17 protein-coding genes are annotated in these 21,291 nt (G+C 66.5%); 14 read left to right on the plus strand and 3 right to left on the minus strand.

The annotated features are described in order from the left end of the window. The first annotated feature begins 55 nt into the window (after positions 1 to 55). The 3 genes from PKKP23_RS13030 (at position 56) to PKKP23_RS13040 (ending at position 3,989) form a co-directional block, all read left to right on the plus strand. The gene (locus tag PKKP23_RS13030; protein WP_126877190.1) at positions 56 to 1,687 is read left to right on the plus strand and encodes an NfeD family protein; all 1,632 of its coding nucleotides are present in this window, start codon (positions 56 to 58) and stop codon (positions 1,685 to 1,687) included. Further along, on the plus strand, positions 1,684 to 2,460 hold the full coding sequence (locus PKKP23_RS13035) for a slipin family protein (protein WP_017775585.1): 777 nt from the start codon (positions 1,684 to 1,686) through the stop codon (positions 2,458 to 2,460). The genes PKKP23_RS13030 and PKKP23_RS13035 overlap by 4 nt, the downstream gene beginning before the upstream one ends. Before the next feature lie 227 nt (positions 2,461 to 2,687). Continuing rightward, positions 2,688 to 3,989 (plus strand): NCS2 family permease, encoded by a 1,302-nt coding sequence (locus PKKP23_RS13040; RefSeq protein ID WP_126877191.1) that lies wholly within the window; start codon positions 2,688 to 2,690, stop codon positions 3,987 to 3,989. A 152-nt stretch (positions 3,990 to 4,141) separates the two neighbouring features. Here PKKP23_RS13040 and PKKP23_RS13045 read toward each other — a convergent pair whose 3' ends face one another. Continuing rightward, a complete protein-coding gene (locus PKKP23_RS13045; protein ID WP_017775583.1) occupies positions 4,142 to 4,435 on the minus strand; it encodes a DUF1488 family protein in 294 nt (97 codons plus the stop codon). 427 nt (positions 4,436 to 4,862) lie between these two features. Here PKKP23_RS13045 and PKKP23_RS13050 point away from each other — a divergent pair, with 427 nt between their 5' ends. The 11 genes from PKKP23_RS13050 to PKKP23_RS13100 all read left to right on the plus strand — a co-directional run bounded on the left by PKKP23_RS13050 (position 4,863) and on the right by PKKP23_RS13100 (position 19,156). Continuing rightward, positions 4,863 to 6,872, plus strand: coding sequence for a sigma-54-dependent Fis family transcriptional regulator (locus PKKP23_RS13050; protein ID WP_126877192.1), 2,010 nt, complete (start codon positions 4,863 to 4,865; stop codon positions 6,870 to 6,872). 85 nt (positions 6,873 to 6,957) lie between these two features. Next, entirely contained in the window at positions 6,958 to 8,088 is a 1,131-nt protein-coding gene (locus PKKP23_RS13055; RefSeq protein WP_126877193.1) for a VIT1/CCC1 transporter family protein, read from the plus strand. A 135-nt stretch (positions 8,089 to 8,223) separates the two neighbouring features. After that, positions 8,224 to 8,547: a 2Fe-2S iron-sulfur cluster-binding protein gene (locus PKKP23_RS13060; RefSeq protein ID WP_126877257.1), complete on the plus strand. Its 324-nt coding sequence runs from the start codon at positions 8,224 to 8,226 to the stop codon at positions 8,545 to 8,547. A 324-nt stretch (positions 8,548 to 8,871) separates the two neighbouring features. Then, positions 8,872 to 9,372, plus strand: a complete 501-nt coding sequence (locus PKKP23_RS13065) for a Cif family virulence factor (RefSeq protein ID WP_126877194.1) — start codon at positions 8,872 to 8,874, stop codon at positions 9,370 to 9,372. A gap of 238 nt (positions 9,373 to 9,610) precedes the next feature. Continuing rightward, positions 9,611 to 9,829: a hypothetical protein gene (locus PKKP23_RS13070; protein ID WP_017775579.1), complete on the plus strand. Its 219-nt coding sequence runs from the start codon at positions 9,611 to 9,613 to the stop codon at positions 9,827 to 9,829. Between the two features lie 535 nt (positions 9,830 to 10,364). Further along, the gene (locus PKKP23_RS13075) at positions 10,365 to 11,567 is read left to right on the plus strand and encodes a nitrate/nitrite transporter (RefSeq protein ID WP_126877195.1); all 1,203 of its coding nucleotides are present in this window, start codon (positions 10,365 to 10,367) and stop codon (positions 11,565 to 11,567) included. Positions 11,568 to 11,709: 142 nt separating this feature from the next. Further along, a complete protein-coding gene (nirB, locus tag PKKP23_RS13080; RefSeq protein ID WP_126877196.1) occupies positions 11,710 to 14,142 on the plus strand; it encodes a nitrite reductase large subunit NirB in 2,433 nt (810 codons plus the stop codon). A 55-nt stretch (positions 14,143 to 14,197) separates the two neighbouring features. After that, positions 14,198 to 14,566: a nitrite reductase small subunit NirD gene (gene nirD / locus PKKP23_RS13085; protein ID WP_126877258.1), complete on the plus strand. Its 369-nt coding sequence runs from the start codon at positions 14,198 to 14,200 to the stop codon at positions 14,564 to 14,566. A gap of 13 nt (positions 14,567 to 14,579) precedes the next feature. After that, positions 14,580 to 17,387 (plus strand): nitrate reductase, encoded by a 2,808-nt coding sequence (locus PKKP23_RS13090; protein WP_126877197.1) that lies wholly within the window; start codon positions 14,580 to 14,582, stop codon positions 17,385 to 17,387. A gap of 13 nt (positions 17,388 to 17,400) precedes the next feature. Beyond that, complete coding sequence (locus tag PKKP23_RS13095; protein WP_017775574.1) at positions 17,401 to 17,976, plus strand: ANTAR domain-containing response regulator; 576 nt, start codon at positions 17,401 to 17,403, stop codon at positions 17,974 to 17,976. Between the two features lie 10 nt (positions 17,977 to 17,986). Continuing rightward, positions 17,987 to 19,156 (plus strand): CmpA/NrtA family ABC transporter substrate-binding protein, encoded by a 1,170-nt coding sequence (locus tag PKKP23_RS13100; RefSeq protein ID WP_126877198.1) that lies wholly within the window; start codon positions 17,987 to 17,989, stop codon positions 19,154 to 19,156. A gap of 86 nt (positions 19,157 to 19,242) precedes the next feature. Here the strand turns inward: PKKP23_RS13100 and PKKP23_RS13105 are convergent, their stop codons facing one another. Both PKKP23_RS13105 and PKKP23_RS13110 read right to left on the minus strand, forming a co-directional pair. After that, complete coding sequence (locus PKKP23_RS13105; protein WP_017775572.1) at positions 19,243 to 20,184, minus strand: choline ABC transporter substrate-binding protein; 942 nt, start codon at positions 20,182 to 20,184, stop codon at positions 19,243 to 19,245. Between the two features lie 93 nt (positions 20,185 to 20,277). Beyond that, positions 20,278 to 21,255: a GlxA family transcriptional regulator gene (locus tag PKKP23_RS13110; protein WP_126877259.1), complete on the minus strand. Its 978-nt coding sequence runs from the start codon at positions 21,253 to 21,255 to the stop codon at positions 20,278 to 20,280. Between the last annotated feature and the right edge of the window lie 36 nt (positions 21,256 to 21,291).

The raw sequence follows: 21,291 nt of genomic DNA on the forward strand, positions 1-21,291 counted from the left end.
TTAGAACATCACCTTCCCGGCCGGCACCGCCAAAAACGCATGCCGGCCGCCAGCGATGAACACGCTGCCCGTTTTTTTGCGCCGTTTGCTGTGCCTTGCGCGCTTCGCATGGGTCATGCGCACTGCGCCGTCGCGCCGCACGCTGCGGCTCGCGCGGCGCATCCTCTACGGGTTTTCACTCACGTGGCCGCTGCTGATCAGCGCTCCTGCCGGTGCGGCCGTTGATGCGCGCATTCATGCAACCACGGCGCCCGCGCCGGTCATCGTGATTCCCGTGGCCGGCGCCATCGGCCCGGCCAGTGCGGACTTCATCGTGCGCGGGCTCGCCCGCGCCGCGCACGACCACGCCCAGCTCGCCGTCATTCAGCTCGACACGCCGGGCGGGCTCGACACATCGATGCGGCAGATCATCAAGGCGATCCTCGCCTCGCCCGTGCCCGTTGCCGCCTTCATCGCGCCAGGCGGGGCGCGCGCGGCGAGCGCGGGCACCTATATCGTCTACGCGAGCCACCTTGCGGCCATGGCGCCCGGCACCAACCTGGGCGCGGCCACGCCCATCCAGATCGGCATGGGCGGCGCCGAGCCGCCGGGCCAGCGCCCGAGCGACGCGAAGCCACCGTCCGCCGGCGACGAACGCGCAACCGAAACACGCAAGCAGGTGCAGGACGCCGCCGCCTACATCCGCGGCCTCGCCCAGCTGCGCGGACGCAACGCCGACTGGGCCGAACGCGCGGTGCGCGAAGCGGTGAGTCTGTCGGCGAACGAGGCGCTCGCGCAAAAAGTCGTCGACGTCATGGCGCGCGACGTGCCCGATCTGCTGCGCGTGCTGAACGGCCGTCATGTCGCCACCGCCGCGGGCGAGGCCACACTCGCCACCGCACACGCGCCCGTGCTCACGCTCGCGCCCGACTGGCGCAGCCGTTTCCTCTCGGTCATCACGGACCCGAACGTGGCCCTCATCCTGCTCATGATCGGCATGTACGGGCTCTTCTTCGAGTTCGCGAACCCCGGCTTCGTGCTGCCCGGCGTGGCGGGCGCCATCAGCCTGCTGGTTGGGCTCTTCGCGCTGCAACTGCTGCCCATCAACTACGTGGGGCTCGGGCTGATTTTTCTGGGACTCGCGTTTCTGATCGCCGAGGCTTTTCTGCCCACCTTCGGCACGCTGGGTTTCGGCGGCATCGTGGCCTTCGTGATCGGCGCGCTGATGTTGATGGACACCGAGGCGCCCGGCTTCGGCATTCCGTTGCCCATGATCGCCGCGCTCACCGCGTTCAGCGTGCTCTTCGTCTTCACGGTATCGAGCGTCGCGCTCAAGGCGCGGCGACGGCCCGTGGTGACGGGCTCGGAAGCGTTGATCGGCAGCGTCGGCGTGGTGCTGGACGAGGGCCTCGCAACGAAGGACATGGACGGGACGGGGGCGGCGGCCGAAGGCTGGGCGCGCATTCATGGCGAGCGCTGGCGCGTGCGCTGCGCCGAACCGCTTGCCGCGGGAAGCGAAGTGCGCGTGACGGGCCGCCAGGGACTCATGCTCACGGCGGAGCCTGCGCGCGAAGCGACGCACACGGCGGGACCATCGCCATCGCCGGGCACGAACACGGGTGTCGGGTCCATGCAAGCCAGGGCGCACGCACAGGCACAGGCACCGGCACCCCATGCATCGCCTCTACAACAAGGAGAACGTTCATGATGGGATTCACCTTCGGCTTCGGCAGCATCCTGATCGTGCTGCTGATCCTGCTCGTCGCTTCATCGATACGCATCTTCCGCGAGTACGAACGCGGCGTCGTGTTTCTGCTCGGGCGCTTCTGGAAAGTGAAGGGGCCGGGGCTCGTGCTGATCGTCCCCATCGTGCAGCAGGTCGTGAAGATCGACCTTCGCACCGTGGTGTTCGACGTGCCGCCGCAGGACGTCATCACGCGCGACAACGTGTCTGTGAAGGTCAACGCGGTGGTCTACTTTCGCGTGGTCGACCCCGAACGCGCCGTGATTCAGGTGGCGCGCTACTTCGAGGCCACCAGCCAGCTTTCGCAGACCATTCTGCGTGCCGTGCTCGGCAAGCACGAACTGGACGAACTGCTGGCGGAACGCGAGCAGTTGAACGCGGACATCCAGAAGGTGCTCGACGCACAGACCGACGCCTGGGGCATCAAGGTCTCCAACGTCGAGATCAAGCACGTGGACATCAACGAAACGATGATCCGCGCCATCGCGCGCCAGGCCGAGGCGGAGCGCGAACGCCGCGCCAAGGTGATTCACGCCGAAGGCGAACTGCAGGCTTCCGAAAAGCTGCTGCAAGCCGCGCAGATGCTCGCGCAACAACCGCAGGCCATGCAGCTGCGCTATCTGCAGACGCTCACTACCATCGCTGCGGACAAGAATTCGACTATCGTGTTTCCGCTGCCCATCGACGTGCTGCAGCAGGTGCTGGACCGCTGGGGCCCCAAGCCGCCGCAGGCCTGAGCGCGTCGTCTTTCACGGCGTTGTTGCGTGCCGCTTACGCACGCCGCGCGCAATCCTGATTACAATGCCGCCCGTGACAGCGCGGCCCACCCTGCCGCGCGTGCGGCCGGCCGCAATGGCCGTGCCCGCAGTGGCGGCGGCCCCAGGCCTCGCTCGCGCGAGCCGCACGGCACGTTCGCATGGCCATATCAAGAATCCACGAAAACCAAACCAAGAGGCCCTTCTTCATGGACTCCATCAAACGCTATTTCGGCTTCGACGAAGCGGGCACCAATCTGCGCACCGAATTGCTCGCGGGCTTCACGACCTTTCTCACGATGGCCTACATCATCTTCGTGAATCCGGCGATTCTGGGCGATGCAGGCATGCCGAAAGAGTCCGTGTTCGTGGCCACCTGCCTCGTGGCCGCGCTCGCCTCGCTCGTGATGGGCCTTTACGCGAACTACCCGATTGCGCTTGCGCCCGGCATGGGTCTCAACGCCTACTTCGCCTATACGGTGGTGAAAGGCATGGGCTTCACGTGGCAGGCGGCGCTGGGCGCGGTGTTCATCTCGGGCTGCCTCTTCATGATCGTCACGCTGATCCGCGTGCGCGAGGTGATCGTGAACGGCATTCCCCATTCCATACGCGTGGCGATCACAGGCGGCATCGGCCTCTTCCTCGCCATCATTTCGCTGAAGACCTCGGGCATCGTGGTGGGCAATCCGGCCACGCTCGTTGCGCTCGGCGATCTGCACAACGCGCACGTGGTGCTCGCGATCATCGGCTTCTTCGCCATCGTGACGCTCGACTTCCTGCGCGTGCGCGGCGCGATCCTGATCGGCATCGTCGGGGTCACGGTGCTCAGCTTCTTCTTTGGCGGCAACCAGTTCCACGGCGTGTTCTCCGCACCGCCTTCCATTTCGCCCACGCTTTTTCAGCTCGACATTCGCGGCGCGCTTTCGTCGGGCATCCTGAACGTGATCCTCGTCTTTTTCCTCGTCGAACTCTTCGATGCAACGGGCACGCTGATGGGCGTCGCAAATCGCGCGGGCCTGCTCGTGCACGGCAAGATGCACCGCCTGAACCGCGCGCTACTGGCTGATAGCACCGCGATTCTCGCGGGATCGGTGCTCGGCACGTCTTCCACCACGGCGTACATCGAAAGCGCTTCGGGCGTGCAGGCCGGCGGCCGCACGGGCATGACGGCGATCACCGTGGCCGTGCTGTTTCTCGCGTGCCTCTTCGTGGCGCCGCTTGCAGGCGTCGTGCCGGGTTACGCAACGGCGCCCGCATTGCTCTACGTGTCGTGCCTGATGCTGCGCGAGATGGTGGAACTGCCCTGGGAGGATGCGACGGAAGCTGTGCCGGCTTCGCTCACGGCGCTGCTCATGCCGTTCACCTATTCGATCGCGAACGGCGTGGCGTTCGGCTTCATCTCGTATGCGGGGCTCAAGCTGCTGACCGGCCAGGCGCGCAAGGTCAAGCTCGTGGTGTGGATCATTGCCGCGGTGTTCCTGTTCCGCTTCTTCTATCTTGGCGCGGAGTAGGCATCGGGCCTGACCTCAGGCCGGATATCGACCCAGGCGTCGGGCAGACGCCGAATGCACAGAAGCACCCCACGGGGTGCTTCTTTTTTTGCTGCACTGCATTCAGGCGACCGGTCATGCCAGAGCCGGGACGCGGGACGAATCAAGGCGGATCAAGACGGCCGCACGTTCGCTTCATAGAACCGCACGTAGCCGCTTCGCAGCACCGCGCACCGCCCGCGCGTTTCGGAGAGTAGCCGCCGCGCAGCCGCTTCGATGCGCTCGCGGTGGGCGTCGAAGGCACCCAGCATGTCCTCTGCGCGCGTGGACTCCGCACCAAAATGATCTTCCAGCGCCTCAGCCGTAATCACGCATTCGAGCCGCTCGCCGTCCACCATCGCAGCAAACGCCAGCGTGAGTTCGGGCCCGCAATACTCAGGAGGTTCTTTCGGAAAAATGATCTGCATGGTGAGGTCGCCTTCGGTTCACGGGTCATCGGGGCTGCGCGCTTATGCTGCCTCGCTCCTCCTCGGTGCGCCGCGCGCGCACGCGGCTCGAACGGCTTGAACACTGCTCAAACATCACGCGCCGGGAATCGTGCCCGGCGCGTGATCCATTCACTTTAGACGAGTTGCGGCAACCCGCAAGTTTTACGTGATGCCCGGCCGGGAGGGGGTCATAGCCTCGCAAGCCAGGCGTCGATTTAGTGATGACCGGCGCAAAGGCGAGGCCATGGCGCACGCGGGAGCCAACCCAAAGACCAGGGCATACCCCGATCCCGCGCAAGGCCCGACGGGCCCGTGCCCGCCGGCTCGTCCTGTAAGATGAACGCTGACTTGCGCGCCCCTGCTGCGCCGACATTGCGCGGTGCACCACGCGAGACCGGACGAAGCCATGCACTTCGTCGCGCGCCCGGCGCCTGCGCGCCGCACGAACTGGAGACACGCAGTGACTCAACCGCCCGCGATATCGGCCAACCGTACCGACGTCATCGCGCAGGCCCACGCGCGTTCGCGCGAGGTCGGTCTGCGTACCGGCGAAACGCCCGACTTCCAGCCTCTCGCGCCGCTCGCTCTGCGCGAGTTGATCGAGCGCAATCAGTCGCTCTATGCGCACGCGCTGCCGGTCATGGAGACACTGCATGCGCAGATCGTCGATACCCAGAGCATGGTGCTGCTGACCGACCGCCACGGCGTGATCCTGCACAGCCTGGGCGACAACGACTTCATCGAAAAGGCCCGGCGCGTGGCGCTCTGTCCCGGCGTTTCGTGGGCCGAAAGCGACCGCGGCACGAACGCGATCGGCACCGCACTGGTCGACGGGCAGCCCACCATCGTTCACGGCGGCGAGCACTTCCTGCGCGCCAACCACATCCTCACCTGCTCATGCACGCCCATCGTGGACCCGTTCGGCCAGGCCATCGGCACGCTGGACGTGAGCGGCGACACGCGCGGCGCCCACAAGCACACGCTCGCGCTCGTGCGAATGTCGGCGCAGATGATCGAGAACCATCTGTTCGCGAACCAGTTCGCCGACGCTGTGCGCGTGCGCTTTCACGCGCACGCCGAATTCATCGGCACCCTCTACGAAGGGCTGGCTGCGTTCACGCCTGACGGCACGCTGCTTTCGGCGAACCGCAGCGCGCTGTTCCAGTTGGGCCAGCCGCTCGCCACGCTCCAGCGGCAACCCTTCGCCGCGCTGTTCGGCGTACCGTTCCCTGTCCTGCTCCAGCACGCCGCACAGACGCCCGGCGCCTGCCTCACGTTGACGCTGCCGAGCGGCGTGCGCGTGATCGCCCGCGGCGAATTCGCCGCGTCGCGCGCCACGGCAGCGGCGCCGCGCGTCGTTTCGCCTCAGGCCGCGGTGCGGCCCGCGGGGTCTGCGGCGCAGGGCTCGCCGGGAGGGCCCGCCGTCACGCTGGCCTCGCTCGATACCGGCGATGCCCGCATGGCCGATGTCCTGCGCCGCGTCGAAAAGGTGCGGGGACGCGACATTCCGGTGCTGGTGCTCGGCCGCACCGGCACGGGCAAGGAATGGCTGGCCCGCGCCATCCACCAGGATTCGCCGCGCGCGGACGGCCCGTTCGTCGCAGTGAACTGCGCGTCGCTGCCGGACACGTTGATCGAAGCCGAGCTGTTCGGCTACGAAGACGGCGCCTTCACGGGCGCAAGGAAGCGCGGCAACACCGGCAAGATCGTGCAGGCCGACGGCGGCACTTTATTTCTCGATGAAATCGGTGACATGCCGCTCGCCCAACAGGTACGCCTGATGCGAGTTCTGCAGGAACGCACCGTCGTGCCGCTCGGCGGCACGCGGGCGGTTCCCGTGGACCTGCGCATCGTCTGCGCCACGCACCGCAATCTGCGCGAGATGATTGCGGCCGGCACCTTCCGGGAAGACCTCTATTACCGGATCAACGGCCTTGCCGTGACGCTGCCGGCCTTGCGCGAACGCACCGACCTGCCGGTGCTGGTCACCCGCATTCTGGAAAACCAGTGCACGCACCCGCATGCACCGGAACGCGTCAGTGCAGATGTACTGGATTGCTTCGCACGCTGCCGCTGGCCCGGCAACCTGCGCCAGCTCGCCAACGTGCTGCGCACGGCGAGCATCATGGCCGAGGGCGAGCACGAAATCGGCCTCGAGCATTTGCCCGAAGATTTCTTCGAGGACTGCGAGCCTGCGGCCAGCCCCGCAGCCGCCGTCGCCCCCGCCGCCGCCGCCGTTGCCGTTGCCGTGAATGGCAACGAAACACCTGCGCCCGGACGCCTCCAGGACTGGCAGGCGGCGCTCATCGAAGCCACGCTGACACGGCTGGGCGGAAACGTGTCGGCGGCGGCACGGGAACTCGGGCTCGCGAGAAATACCGTCTACCGGCATCTGCGCAGGCGCACGACGCACTGAAGCCGCAGGCGCGGGCGAAGCACCGTAGCAGCGGGTTTGCGGCACGTGGGTTAAGCTTGCGCCCGAACCTGCCCGAACCCACGCCATGGCCTCCCGACACGAACTCAAGCGCTATCGCAAGAATCTCGCCGACGAACTCGATAGCGCCGCCGTCTACGAAACGCTCGCCCACGTCGAAAAGGACGCCGCGCGCCGCAGCGTGTTCGAACAGCTCGCGGCGTCGGAGCGCGAGCACGCGCAGCTCTGGTCGGACAAGCTGCGCGCCAACGGCGTGCGTGTGCGGCCGCATCGGCACAGCATCAAGACGCACCTGATGCGCACACTCACCCGCACGTTCGGCCCCGCCTTCGTGCTGCCCACTCTGGCCGCGGCCGAGTACGCCGACCGCAACAAATACGCGCACCAGCCCGGCGCCGAAAAGCTCTCCGCGGAAGAACAGCATCACGCCGACGTTGTGCGCGCCGTGGTGGAGGGCCAGCATGCCGAGGGTATGTCGAAGGGCGCGCAGATTGCGAGTGCCGAGTCGTGGCACAAGGGCGTGACCTCGGGCAACGACCTGCGCGCCGCCGTGCTGGGCGCCAACGACGGCCTCGTCTCCAACTTCTGCCTCATCATGGGCGTGGCCGGCGCAGGCGCGGCCAATCGCACGATCCTGCTCACCGGGCTCGCGGGGCTGATCGCGGGCGCGTGCTCGATGGCGCTTGGCGAATGGCTCTCGGTCACGAACGCACGCGAACTGGCGCGCACGCAGATTGCGAAGGAATCCGATGAAATCGAGCAGACGCCCGACGCCGAACGGCACGAACTGGCGCTGATCTATCAGGCCAAGGGCGTAGAGGCCGAAGAGGCGCGCCGCGTGGCCGCGCAGATCATGCGCGACAAGGACAAGGCGCTCGATACGCTCACGCGCGAGGAACTCGGGCTCGACCCCGCGGAACTGGGCGGCAATCCGTGGACGGCGGCGGGCGTCTCGTTCTGCCTCTTCTCGCTGGGCGCCATCTTCCCGGCCATGCCGTTCCTGTGGGCGCACGGCATGTGGGCCATCGTGCAATGCGTGGCGCTGGCGGGCTTCGGGCTGGCCGCCGTGGGCGTCTTCACCTCGCTTTTCAACGGACGCGGCGCGATGTTTTCCGCCGGTCGGCAGATCGTGATCGGGCTCGTCGCGGCGGCCTTCACGTTCGGCGTGGGACGCTTGCTGGGCGTATCCATTTCGTGAACGGGCAAAGCGTCATTGAACAGCAACGATGTGAAGCAAGCCATGAGTGCGCATGACGTAGACGGTTCCGCGAGCGCAGACGTGAGCGCACATGCCGCCTCGACGAACGCCACGACGAACGAGCATCGCGACGCGGTGGTCCCACGCGTTCGCATAGAACCGCTCGGCCGCACCTTCGAGGCGCCCGATACGCTCACCGTGCTCGAAGCCGCCGGCTTCGCGAATCTGCGGTTGCCACGCTCCTGCCGCAACGGCACCTGCCGCACGTGCCTGTGCCGCGTGATCGAGGGCACGGTGCGCCATACGATCGAGTGGCCGGGTCTTTCGGCCGAAGAAACGGCGCAGGGCTACATCCTGCCTTGCGTGGCTGTTGCGCAGACGGACCTCGTGATCGAGGTGCCCGATGCGGTGGATCTCGATGCGAACCCGCAAGGCAAGCGAAACGAAAACGGCCGGTAGCGCCGGGCGTCTTGCCTGAGCGATCACGCTCCGGTGCTTTGGTACAGCCATGCTGTTGTTTGCGGCGAACCGTGTTCAGACGGCAACCACATGAGTCATCGTTACGTTGCCCGCCGGGACGTCGTGCCAGCGATGGCCGACTGCACCAGGCAGCGCGGCTTGCTCGCACACACATTCGAGTCTTGCGACCGCGCAAATCGCGTCGCCGTGCTGCACGTTCCACATCCGGTGGGCCTGTGAGCGCAGCGTGACCGCGCTGCCTGATCGACTGTCGGACTGTCGGACTGTCGCCATCGTCAACGCCCCATCAAAGGAGTTTGCATCATGAATCGGAATGGCTTTACGTCTGCCGTTTTGTCGTTGCTCGTCGTCGCGCTTCCTGCGGCGTATGCGCAAACAGCGGCAGCGGCCCAGCGCTTTACCGACGGCGATCAGCAGGAAGTCAGAACGCTCTTCCTGCGTCAGGCACATGCCGCGACCACGCATGATCTCGCCGAGTTCGCCAGCGTCTTCGTCGCTGCTGGGCCCAGCGAACCCGACCCCGTGGCCCTGGTGGCGCGTCCCTATCGGATCTGGGGCAAAACCGCCCTGCTGGACCACTTCCGCGAAACTTTCAAAGGCGTGTGGAAGTTCGAACCGGAGGCGGACAACATCAAGATACTTCCCATCAGCGATGACGTCGCCCAGATCTACGCGCCAACAATGATCACTTCCGGAAAGTCGCAAGCGTCCGCCACAACGGGGCGATTCCTCATGTACGAAGTAGCGCTTCGCACCGGCGCGGGCTGGCGTATTTCATCGATTGTTCCGGTGCCGGCGGAGTAGACGGCCGGATAGTCCGTCATCGAATCCGCCTTCACATCGTCATGCCGCGATGGAGACATGCCGCATAAAAATGCGGCGTCCCCAGGCAGGATCTCTCGCCAATTCGAGAGCCCTCCATTTTTTTCCGTTTGTCTCCTGACTATTGACGTGCGATAAAGCGCGGATCGCATCGCGGTCCGCGCGCACGCATGCTGTTTCTCGCCTGCGCGCGGCCACAACAGCAACAGGAGCAACAACCATGGCCACGCTCGAAGCGTTCCGTGCGGTGCTAGACGACCAGCGCACGCCCGAGATCATCCGCAACCACATCATCGATTCGCTGCAGTACGCCCTGCGCAATTACGGCCAGGTCTTCACCGCCCGTGAAGTGGAATGGCTGCGCGAGTGGGACGACGCGCGCATTCCGCTCGCCGCATCGCGCGAACTGAAAAAGCGCATGCCCGAGACCACGAGCTGACGACCCGGCTCATCGAGATCGATCACCCCGCGCGCGCGGCACGATCGTGCCGCGCGCTTCACGCTTCCCCTGCTTTCGCTGCTTCCGCGTGCATCTCGTGGCAACGGAATGCACGTCCCGCCGCTTCATTCCTTCCCGCCCTTCATGCGCTTGGTGCAGCACGATTCATGTTCCGTCACTGCATGCGCTCGCCTGCACTTCACTGCAACGCACCGCACCGCAGCAGTGCCTCTGGCCGGTGCGGCGCACTGCTGCGGTGCAATATCCCATTCTCGACCGATCTCCTCAAACCCTTATCCAGTAAGGCTTTGCGCGTTTTCATGCAAGGTGGCACGGCCGTTGCATAGCGAGGCTCGCACCCTGCAACGGCGCAGGGCAGCATGAGCCCCACACGCGACGCGGCACACAGCCGGCGCACGCGGCTCATCCAGAAACACTTCGGTCGGGCAATGGCGTTCGACGTTCGTCGCAACCGGTGCAGCGCGTTCAAGAGTCTGAACACGCACACGGCGAGCGATCCAACGACGGAACTCACATGGACCGCAGCTTCTGGCGCAATGGCCACACCCCCACGCTCATCTCGGCGTTCCTGTACTTCGACCTGAGCTTCATGGTCTGGTACCTGCTCGGACCGCTCCAGATCCAGATCGCTCAAACCCTCGCGCTGTCCACGCAGCAACGCGCGCTGATGGTCGCCACGCCGATTCTCGCGGGCGCCATTCTGCGCGTGTTCATGGGTCTGCTCGCCGATCGCGTCGGCGCCAAGCGCGCGGGCCTGCTCGGCCAGGCCATCGTGATCGCGACGCTGGTCGGCGCATGGCAGATCGGCGTGCACTCGCTCGGCCAGGCGCTGTTCCTCGGCGTGCTGCTCGGCGTAGCCGGTGCATCGTTCGCCGTGGCGTTGCCGCTCGCGTCGCGCTGGTACCCGCCGCATCAGCAGGGCACGGCGATGGGGATTGCCGGCGCCGGCAACTCCGGCACGGTGCTCGCGGCCCTGTTCGCGCCCGCGCTGGCTGTCGCGTTCGGCTGGCAGAACGTATTCGGCATCGCCTGCATTCCGGTCGTGGCCGTGCTGATCTACTACACGGCCTTCGCGAAAGACGCGCCCGGCGTCGTCGTGAAGAAGCAACTGGGCGACTACGCGCGCATGCTCGGCAACCGCGATTCGTGGTGGTTCATGTTCTTCTATTCGCTCACGTTCGGCGGCTTCTCCGGCTTCGCGAGCGCCCTGCCCGGCTACTTCCACGATCAGTTCGGCTTCGACCCGAAGATCGCCGGCTGGGCCACGGCCGCCTGCGTGTTCGCGGGTTCGGCGATGCGCCCCATCGGCGGGCTGATGGCCGACCGCATCGGCGGTACGCGTTCGCTGCTCACGGTGTTCGCCTCCGTGGCCGTGCTGATCGGCACCGCGGGCTTCAACGTGGGCGGCCCGCTGCCCACGGTGCTGCTGTTCATCGCCGCAATGCTCTGCCTCGGCGCGGGCAACGGCGCGGTGTTCCAGCTCGTGCCGCAGCGCTTCGGCAAAGACATCGGCGTGATGACCGGCCTCATTGGCATGGCGGGCGGCGTGGGCGGCTTCGCCCTGGCCGCGAGCCTCGGCTCCATCAAGCAGGCCACCGGTTCCTACTCCACCGGTCTTTGGCTCTTCGCGTGCCTCGCCGCGCTTGGCTGGGCCGGCATGAGCAACGTGAAGCACCGCTGGCGCAACGCGTGGTCCGTTGCCGCCGCGCGCGTCTGATGCATACCTGATACGCGAAGACACGAAGCGGAGTGCATGTGCATCGACACACGGCACCTGCACTCCGCCTCTGTACCCGAATGCATTCCGTCAAGCATCGAGCCGTTCCACCCGCTCCCCCCGCACTCGCAGGAGATTCAGCATGAACAAGCCCCGACTCGTCGTGATCGGCAACGGCATGGCCGGTATCCGCACGCTCGAAGAGCTGCTTGCGATCGCCCCCGACCAGTACGACATCACGGTGTTCGGTGCGGAGCCGCATCCGAACTACAACCGCATCCTGCTTTCGCCCGTGCTCGCCGGCGAGCAGACGTTCAAGGACATTGTGCTCAATCCGCTCGAATGGTATGCGGAGCAAGGCATTCGCCTGCATCTGGGCAAGACCATCGAGCGCATCGACCGCGTGCGCCGCATCGTGTTCGCGGACGACGGCACCGAAGCGCCCTACGACCGCCTCCTGATCGCAACGGGTTCCGTGCCGTTCATCCTGCCGGTGCCGGGCAATACGCTGGAAGGCGTGATCACCTATCGCGACATTCGCGACACGCAGGCCATGATCGACGCCGCCGAGGTCAAGCAGCACGCGGTCGTGATCGGCGGCGGCTTGTTGGGGCTGGAAGCAGCCAACGGCCTCAAGCTGCGCGGCATGGACGTGACCGTGGTGCATCTGGCCGACACGCTGCTGGAACGCCAGCTCGACGCCACCGCGGGCAAGCTGCTGCAACGTTCGCTGGAAGCACGGGGCCTCGCCTTCAAGCTTTCGAAGGCGACCACGGAGATTCTCGGCAATGAGGCCGGCCACGTGAGCGGCGTGAGGTTCAAGGACGGCGAAACCATCGCGGCCGACCTCGTCGTGATGGCCGCCGGCATTCGCCCCAACACGACGCTGGCCGAATCGTGCGGCCTGCACTGCAATCGCGGCATCGTCGTGAACGACACGCTGCAGACCTACGACCCGCGCATCTACGCCGTGGGCGAATGCGTGAGCCACCGCGGCATTGCGTACGGTCTCGTCGCCCCGCTCTTCGAGCAGGCGAAGGTCTGCGCGAACCACCTCGCGCTGATGGGCATCGGCAGCTACAAGGGCTCGGTGCTCTCCACCAAGCTCAAGGTGACAGGCATCGACCTCTTCTCCGCCGGCGAATTCAACGGCGGCGACGGCTGCGAGGAAATCGTGCTCTCCGACCCCGCGGGCGGCGTCTACAAGAAGCTCGTCATCAAGGACGACCAACTGGTGGGCGCGTGCCTCTACGGTGACACCGCGGACGGCGCCTGGTACTTCAAGCTGCTGCGCGAAGGCCGCAAGCTGGGCGAGCTGCGCGACCACATCATGTTCGGCGAATCGAGCGTGGGCGACGCGGGCGTGCAAGGCCAGAGCCGCGCGAGCGCGATGGCCGACAGCGACGAAGTCTGCGGCTGCAACGGCGTGTGCAAAGGCACCATCGTCAAGGCGATCACCGAAAAGGGCCTCTTCACCGTGGACGACGTGAAGAAGCACACCAAGGCCGCGAGTTCGTGCGGCTCGTGCACGGGCCTCGTCGAGCAGATCCTGATGAACACGGTGGGCACCAATTTCCAGGAAACGCCGAAGACGAAGGCCGTATGCGGCTGCACGGACCGCAACCACGGCGAAGTACGCAAGGCGATTCGCGAGCACCGTCTGCTCACGCACCGCCAGGTCTACGACTTCCTCGAATGGCGCACGCCCAACGGCTGCGCGACCTGCCGCCCCGCGATCAACTACTACCTGATCTCCACGTGGCCGCGCGACGCCGTGGACGACCCGCAAAGCCGCTTCGTGAACGAACGCGTGCACGCGAACATCCAGAAGGACAACACGTTCTCCGTGGTGCCGCAGATGAAGGGCGGCGTGACGAACCCGAGCGAGCTGCGCCGCATCGCCGACGTGGCCGAGAAATACAACGTGCCGATGGTGAAGGTGACGGGCGGCCAGCGTATCGACCTGCTCGGCGTGCGCAAGGAAGACCTGCCCAATGTGTGGCGCGATCTCGGTATGAAGTCGGGCCACGCTTACGGCAAGTCGATCCGCACCGTGAAGACGTGCGTAGGCAGCGAGTTCTGCCGCTTCGGCACGCAGAACAGCACGCAGATGGGCATCGACCTCGAAACGATGCTCGCCAACATGTGGTCGCCGCACAAGGTGAAGCTCGCGGTTTCGGGTTGCCCGCGCAACTGCGCTGAAGCCGGCATCAAGGACGTGGGCGTGATCGCCGTGGATAGCGGCTGGGAACTCTACGTGGGCGGCAACGGCGGCATTCGCACCGAAGTGGCGCAGTTCCTCGTCAAGGTGAAGAACGCCGAGGAAGTGAAGGAGTACACGGGCGCGTTCCTGCAGCTTTATCGCGAGGAAGCGTATTACCTCGATCGCACGGTGCACTACATCGCGCGCGTGGGTCTGGACTACGTGAAGAAGAAAGTGGTGGAAGACGAAGCGAGCCGCAAGGCGCTCTACGAGCGGCTGCTGTATTCGCTGGAAGGGTTGCCCGATCCGTGGGAAGCGCGCATTGGCGGCGCCCGCAAGCACGAATACATTCCGCTCAAGGTAATCGCTTAATAGTCGCCTAATGCACGCAATGACGTACGAGGAACACACGATGGAAATCCAGATCATGGCGCGCGAAGCAGCAAGCGAACACGGCAAGCGGGACGGCTCGGCGTGGACACCCGTTTGCCGCGTCGAAGACATTCCGCAACTGGGCAGCCGCGTGCTGCAACGCGACGAAAGCCTGGGCGGCAACATCGCCCTCTTTCGCACGGCCACCAACAAGGTCTTCGCGCTGCGCGACCGCTGCCCGCACAAGGGCGGTGCGCTTTCCGAAGGCATCGTGCACGGCGAGACGGTGACGTGCCCGCTGCACGCATGGAACATCGACCTCGCGAGCGGCGAAGCACGCGCGCCGGACGAAGGCTGCGCGGGGCGCTTCCCGGTGAAGGTGGACGAAGACGGGCTCGTGCATGTCGATCTCGGCCAGGCTTAAGCGCGTACACGTCATGAAGACCGTCACCCGTTCCACCTGCTGCTACTGCGGCGTCGGCTGCGGCGTGCTCATCGAGTCGGAAGGCGGCCGCATCACGGGCGTGCAAGGCGACCCCGAGCATCCCGCGAATTTCGGCAAGCTCTGCACGAAAGGGCTCTCGCTCGCGCTTACGGCGCAAAGCGAAACGGGCCGCGCGCTCGTGCCCGAAATGCGCGCGCATCGTTCCGAAGCACGCCGGCCGGTAAGCTGGGACGTCGCGCTCGATACCGTGGCTGAGCGCTTCGCGCGCGTGGTGGAACGGCACGGGCCAGACGCGGTGGCGTTCTACGTGTCGGGCCAGTTGCTCACCGAGGACTACTACGTCTTCAACAAGCTCGCGAAAGGGTTGATCGGCACCAACAACATCGACACCAATTCGCGGCTCTGCATGTCGAGCGCCGTGAGCGCCTACAAGATGGCGCTCGGTGCGGACGGTCCGCCCACCTGCTACGAAGACCTCGAAGCGGCACGCACGGTGCTGTTCGCGGGCAGCAACATGGCCTGGGCGCACCCGGTGCTGTTTCGCCGGCTGGAAGCGGCGAAGGCAGCGAACCCGGCGATTCGCTGGATCGTCGTCGATCCGCGCCGCACCGACACGGCGGCTCTCGCCGACCTGCATCTCGCCATTCAGCCGGGCACGGACGTCGCGCTCTTCAACGGCATGCTGCATCACCTGATCTGGGAAGGGCTGATCGACCGCGCGTACATCGAGCGCCACACCGAAGGCTTCGCCGCGTTGAAGGCGATGGTGCGCGAGTACACGCCGCGCGTGGCAGCGGGCCTGTGCGGCATTCGCGAAGAAGACCTGATGCAGGCCGCCGAATGGTTCGGCGCGAGCGAGGCCGCGCTTTCGCTCTATTGCATGGGCCTCAACCAGTCGAGCCACGGCACCGACAAGAACCTCGCCCTCATCAATCTGCATCTGGCCACGGCGCAGATCGGCCGGGCCGGCGCGGGTCCGTTCTCGCTGACGGGCCAGCCCAACGCCATGGGCGGTCGCGAAGTGGGCGGCATGGCGACCATGCTCGCGGCGCATCGCGAGATCGGCAACGCCGCGCATCGCGAGGAAGTGGCGCGGCTGTGGGGCGTGCCGTCCGTGCCCGCCACGCCGGGCCTGCCCGCTGTCGAGATGTTCGAGGCCGTGCGCAGCGGCAAGATCAAGGCGGTGTGGATTGCCTGCACGAACCCCGTGCATTCCATGCCCGACATCGCGAAGGTACGCGAAGCACTCGCCACGGCGGAATTCGTCGTCGTGCAGGACGCGTTCACGCAGACCGACACCGTGCCCTTCGCCGACGTGCTGCTGCCTGCGGCCACGTGGGGCGAGAAGTCGGGCACGGTCACGAATTCCGAGCGGCGCATTTCGCGCGTGCGGGCCGCCGTGCCCGTCGCGGGCGAGGCGAAGCCCGACTGGTGGATCGCGGACCAGGTGGCGCAGCGCATGGAGCAACGCCTTGCGGCCAGGCACGGCGAACGCGGCGCAAACGCCGCGCCGCTCTTCGGTTTCGCCTCGCCCGAAGCGGCGTTCGACGAGCATCGCCGGCTCACCGTAGGCCGCGATCTCGACATCGGCGGGCTCAGCTACGCGGTGCTCGAAGCGCAGGGTCCGCAGCAGTGGCCGTTTCCGGCGGATTGCACGCAAGGCGCCGCGCGCCGCTACACGGACGGCCTCTTCGCCACCGCCGACGGTCGCGCCCGCTTTCACGCGCCGCGCTACCAGCCCGTGGCCGAACCCACGGACGCGCGCTTCCCGTTCCGGCTCATCACGGGCCGGCTGCGCGACCAATGGCACGGCATGAGCCGCACGGGCCGCGTCGCCAAACTGCTCGCCCACGCGCCCGAGGCCGCCGTCAACCTCGCCCCCGCCGACGCCGCGCGGCGCGGCTTCGCGGAAGGCGACCTCGTGCGCGTGAAGAGCCGCCGCGGCAGCCTCGTGCTGCCCGTGCAGTTCTCGGACGACGTCCAGTCCGGCACCGCGTTCGTGCCGATGCACTGGAACGGCCAGTTCCTCGCGAGCGGCGGCATCAACGAAGCCACCATCGGCGCCACCGATCCGCACTCGCGCCAGCCCGAACTCAAGCACGCGGCCGTGCGCATCGAGGCTGCGCCGCTGCCCTGGCGGCTCGTGGCCGCGCGTCGCGGCAACGTGCTCGCATTGCAGGCGGCGCTGCAGCCGCTGCTCGCTTCGTGTACCTACGCGTCCATCCGCATCGAGGCCGACGACGTGATCGTGCTGCGCGCGGCTCACACGGCAGCGCCCGCTATCGCGGGAACTTCCGAAGAGAGCGCTCAGCCCCCCGCAAGCTGGCTCGACCGCCTGCACGCCGCGCTCGACCTGCCCGCGGGCGAAGACGTGCTCGAATACCGCGACGCACGGCGCGGGCTTGACAAGCGCGTGCTGTGGCGAGACAACGTGATCGACGGTTTCGTGCTCGCGGGCGACGCGACGGGCGGCGACGCGCTGCTCGCGCGGCTCGCGGACGCGACGCCGTGGACCGGTCCGCGCTTTGCCGTCTTCAGCGCCCAGCGCGACAACCTGGCGCCGCGCGACCCGGTGGTGTGCACCTGCATGCAGGTACGCCGCTCGCGCATTGAAGCGGCGATCGGGCGCGGTGCGACGGTGGTCGAACTGAAGGCGACGCTGGGCTGCGGCACGGTGTGCGGATCGTGCGTGCCGGAATTGAAACGGCTGTGTGAGAAGCCGGCGGCAACCGCCGTGCCGTCCGCCGAAACACAGCACGCGGCCGCACTGCAGGCGCCGCCGCGTGCCAGGCTGCGCTAAACTCGCGTCCACCATGCTGCGTGTACTGCTCGTTACCGACACCGAAAAGCCCATCGGCGATCTACGCGACGCGCTCGCGCGGCTCGGCTGCGAGATGCTGCCCGCCACCGCGACGCCGCAGGCGCTGCACCACGTGGTCGCCACGGAGCGGCCGGACGTCATCATCATCGATACCGAATCGCCCTCGCGCGACACGCTCGAACAGCTCGCCGTCATGAACGCCACGGCGCCGCGGCCGGTGCTGATGTTCAGCAACGACGCGAACCAGCAGCTGATTCGCGACGCCGTGGGCGCGGGCGTGACGGCCTATCTCGTGGAAGGGCTCGCGAGCGAGCGCCTCGCGCCCATTCTCGAAGTCGCGCTCGCGCGCTTCGCCCAGGAGGCGCAGTTGCGCGAGCGCCTCGCGCAGGCCGAAAACGAACTGGCGGAGCGCAAGCTGATCGATCGCGCCAAACGCCTCTTGATGGACCGCCGCAAGATGACCGAGCACGCCGCCTACGCCACGCTCAGAAAGCGCGCGATGGACCAGGGCGTGAAAGTGGCCGAGGCGGCGCGCCAGATCGTCGATGCAGACGGCCTGCCGACATGACGGAACCGCAATGAACGAACCCTCCTCCCTCGCCGCGGACGCGAAGCCACGCGCGGCGGGCGCGCCCGAAAAGACGCATCTGCGGCTGGGCTACGTCGCGCTCACCGACGCGGCGCCGCTCGTGGCCGCGAAGATGCTCGAATTCGGCCACGCCTACGGCCTCACGCTCGAACTGTGCCGGCAGCCTTCGTGGGCCGCCGTGCGCGACAAGCTGCTGTGCGGCGAACTGGACGCGGCGCACGCGCTCTACGGCCTCGCCTACGGCGTGCAACTGGGCATTGGCGGGCCGCAGGCCGACATGGCGGTGCTGATGGTGCTCAACCGCAACGGCCAGGCCATCACGCTGTCGAACCGCCTGGCCGACGCCCTCGACGAGCACCGCACGCTGCACGATGCGCTCGCCACGCTGGGCCGCAAACCCGTCTTCGCACAGACGTTTCCCACCGGGACGCATGCCATGTGGCTTTACTACTGGCTCGCATCGGAACGCGTGCATCCGTTGCGCGACATCGAAAGCGTGGTGATTCCGCCGCCGCAGATGGGCGACGCGTTGACGGCGGGGCAACTCGACGGCTTCTGCGCCGGCGAGCCGTGGAACGCAGCGGCGCAGGCGCGCCATGCGGGCCGCACGGCGCTTTTCACGAGTGAAATCTGGCCCGACCATCCCGAGAAAGTACTGGCTGCCACGCGCGAATTCGTGACGCGCCATCCGCGCACGGCACGCGCACTCGTGCAGACCATGCTGGATGCGTGCCGCTGGCTGGATGACCCCGGCCATCGCGACGACACGGCGCAATGGCTCGCGCAACCCGAGTTCATCGGCGTGCCGCATGAACTGATCGCACCGCGCCTTGCGGCCACGCTGCCCGACGAGGTGCGCGACGGCGTCTACGGCAAGCGCCTGCCCGTGCGCTTCTTCGACGGCGGCAACGTCAACTACCCGCGCGCCTCGGACGGCGCATGGTTCCTCACGCAATACCGGCGCTGGGGGCTCATCGACACGGTGGACTATCTGGCGGTGGCGGCCGCGATCAATCAGACCGCGCTCTATCGCGAGGCTGCGGCGGCCATGGAGATCGCGGTGCCTGCGCATGAAGCGGCGCCGGTACTGGTGGACGGCCGGCTCTGGGACGACAGCGATCTGGACGCGTACGCAGAAGGGTTCGACATCCACGTCTGAGCGTGGATGTCATCGTATGAGAGACGTGCGAGGCGCACGAGACACACGAGGCGCACGGCGTGAAAGCCGTGCACCTCGCCACATGCTTAATGCGCCGCGATATACGCCTTCACCGCGGGCAGCCCGTCTTTGCCGTCGAACGTCTTCACGCCCGCGAGCCACTGGTCGAGCACCTGCGGGTTCGCTTTCAGCCAGTCGAGCGCGGCCTTGTTCGCGTCTTCCTTGTTCATGATGGGCGCCATCACGCGGTTCTCGATCGCCGTGGTGAACTGCAGGTTCGACACGAGCTTCGCCGCGTTCGGGCAACGCGCCGCGTAGTCAGGCGGCGTGGCCGTGAAGACCTTCGCTTCGCCATAGTTCGGGCCGAATACGTCGTCGCCGCCCGCAAGATAGTCGATCTTCATCTGCACGTTCATGGGGTGCGGTTCCCAGCCGAGGAACACGATCCACTGCTTGTCGCGAATCGCGCGGTTCACTTCGACCAGCATGCCCGCCTCGCTCGATTCCACGAGCTTGAATTTGCCGAGCCCGAACTGATTGCCGTCGATCATCTTCTTGATGAGCGCGTTGCCGTCGTTGCCAGGCTCGATGCCGTAGATCTTGCCGTTGAGCTTGTCGGCGAATTTCTGGATGTCCGCGAACGACTTCAGGCCGCCGTTATAGACGTAGTCCGGCACCGCGAGCGTGTATTTCGCGCCCGTGAGGTTCGGCGTGGCGAGCACCTTGATCGTGCCGGCCTTCACGAACGGCGTGATGATCGGGTCCATGGTGGGCGACCAGTAGCCGAGGAACACGTCGATCTGTTTGCTCTTGATGCCCGCGAACGTGATGGGCACCGACGCGATGGTCTTCGTCGCGTGATAGCCGAGCCCGTCGAACACGGTCGACGCGAGGCCCGTGGTGGCCGCGATGTCGGTCCAGCCCACGTCCGCGAAGCGCACGTTGCGGCAGGCGGCCGGCTCTGCCGCGTGAACCATCGTGGCCGCTGCGGCGAATGCGCAGGCGGCAGCAAACAGCTTCAATTTCATTGTGATTCTCCTCGGGTTATCGATTGGTCTGTCATGAACTCGGGTCTTTCCGAACGGGCGTGTTGAATCGGCGTCCTGAGGCTGCTTCGGGCTTCAGCTTGCGAGCCGCCGTTCGGCGCTCGGCGCGTGGCCGAACTGCGCGCGATAGGCCTTGCTGAAGTGGCACGGCGAATGAAAGCCGCACACCGTGGTGACGCGCGCAATGGTGGCGTCGGTGGTGCGCAGCAGATCGCGCGCGCGTTTCAGGCGCAACGACAGGTAGTAATGCGTGGGCGATACGTTCAGATAGACCTTGAACATGCGCTGCAGATGCCGCGTGGAAAGCTGCACGAGCCGCGCAAGCTCTTCGAGCGAAAGCGGCTCTTCGATGTTGGCTTCCATGAGCCGCACCACTTCGACCAGCTCGGCGCGCGAGAAGCCCACGCGCGCATCGACGGGAATGGGCTGCGGATCGCTCGCGCTGCGGATGCGCTCCAGGATGAACTGCTCCGACACCTGCGCGGCAAGCCGCTGGCCGAGGCGCGCTTCCACGAGGTTCAACATGAGATCGAGCGGCGCGGTGCCGCCCGTGCAGGTGAGCCGGTCGCGATCCACCACGAAGAGTTCGTCGGCGAAATGCACGCGCGGAAATTCCTTGTGCAGCGCCGAGAGGTCTTCCCAGTGCACGGTGCAGCGGTAATCGTCGAGCAGGCCCGCGGCCATCAGTGCATAGGCACCTGTGCAGAAACCGCCGAGCGGGACGTCGCTTGCCGCCACTTCGCACAGCAGCGTGGTCACGTTCGTGTTCACCGCGTTGCGGATCTGCGTGCCGCCGCAGACGATCAGCACGTCCGGCATACCCGTCTCTTCGATGGTGCGTGTGGGCCGCACGCTGATGCCGTTGCTCGAGCGCACCGGCACGCCGTCGGGTGTAATCACGGACCAGCGGTAGTGCTGCTCGCGGCTCACGTAGTTCGCCATGCGAAGCACTTCCACGGCGCTCGTGAACGCGATCATGGAAAAGCTGGGCAGCGTGAGAAAACCAAAATGCGCAGCGCTCGACAACGGCGCAGTACGGGTGGCCAGCTCCATCACGGCGGTCGTCACGTCGCTCTCCTGATGCAAGTA

Source organism: Paraburkholderia kururiensis JCM 10599 = LMG 19447, from assembly GCF_003986935.1.
In the GTDB taxonomy this organism is placed as follows: Bacteria; Pseudomonadota; Gammaproteobacteria; order Burkholderiales; family Burkholderiaceae; genus Paraburkholderia; species Paraburkholderia kururiensis.

Excerpts from the sequence above, each read along its gene's own strand:
- PKKP23_RS13050 (WP_126877192.1), top strand. The coding sequence starts at position 4,863 with ATGCACTTCGTCGCGCGCCCGGCGCCTGCGCGCCGCACGAACTGGAGA.
- PKKP23_RS13035 (WP_017775585.1), top strand. The coding sequence starts at position 1,684 with ATGATGGGATTCACCTTCGGCTTCGGCAGCATCCTGATCGTGCTGCTG.
- PKKP23_RS13055 (WP_126877193.1), top strand. The coding sequence starts at position 6,958 with ATGGCCTCCCGACACGAACTCAAGCGCTATCGCAAGAATCTCGCCGAC.
- PKKP23_RS13030 (WP_126877190.1), top strand. The coding sequence starts at position 56 with ATGAACACGCTGCCCGTTTTTTTGCGCCGTTTGCTGTGCCTTGCGCGC.
- PKKP23_RS13065 (WP_126877194.1), top strand. The coding sequence starts at position 8,872 with ATGAATCGGAATGGCTTTACGTCTGCCGTTTTGTCGTTGCTCGTCGTC.
- PKKP23_RS13100 (WP_126877198.1), top strand. The coding sequence starts at position 17,987 with ATGAACGAACCCTCCTCCCTCGCCGCGGACGCGAAGCCACGCGCGGCG.
- nirD (WP_126877258.1), top strand. The coding sequence starts at position 14,198 with ATGGCGCGCGAAGCAGCAAGCGAACACGGCAAGCGGGACGGCTCGGCG.
- PKKP23_RS13070 (WP_017775579.1), top strand. The coding sequence starts at position 9,611 with ATGGCCACGCTCGAAGCGTTCCGTGCGGTGCTAGACGACCAGCGCACG.
- PKKP23_RS13075 (WP_126877195.1), top strand. The coding sequence starts at position 10,365 with ATGGACCGCAGCTTCTGGCGCAATGGCCACACCCCCACGCTCATCTCG.
- PKKP23_RS13090 (WP_126877197.1), top strand. The coding sequence starts at position 14,580 with ATGAAGACCGTCACCCGTTCCACCTGCTGCTACTGCGGCGTCGGCTGC.
- PKKP23_RS13110 (WP_126877259.1), bottom strand. The coding sequence starts at position 21,255 with ATGGAGCTGGCCACCCGTACTGCGCCGTTGTCGAGCGCTGCGCATTTT.
- PKKP23_RS13040 (WP_126877191.1), top strand. The coding sequence starts at position 2,688 with ATGGACTCCATCAAACGCTATTTCGGCTTCGACGAAGCGGGCACCAAT.
- PKKP23_RS13105 (WP_017775572.1), bottom strand. The coding sequence starts at position 20,184 with ATGAAATTGAAGCTGTTTGCTGCCGCCTGCGCATTCGCCGCAGCGGCC.
- PKKP23_RS13095 (WP_017775574.1), top strand. The coding sequence starts at position 17,401 with ATGCTGCGTGTACTGCTCGTTACCGACACCGAAAAGCCCATCGGCGAT.
- PKKP23_RS13045 (WP_017775583.1), bottom strand. The coding sequence starts at position 4,435 with ATGCAGATCATTTTTCCGAAAGAACCTCCTGAGTATTGCGGGCCCGAA.
- nirB (WP_126877196.1), top strand. The coding sequence starts at position 11,710 with ATGAACAAGCCCCGACTCGTCGTGATCGGCAACGGCATGGCCGGTATC.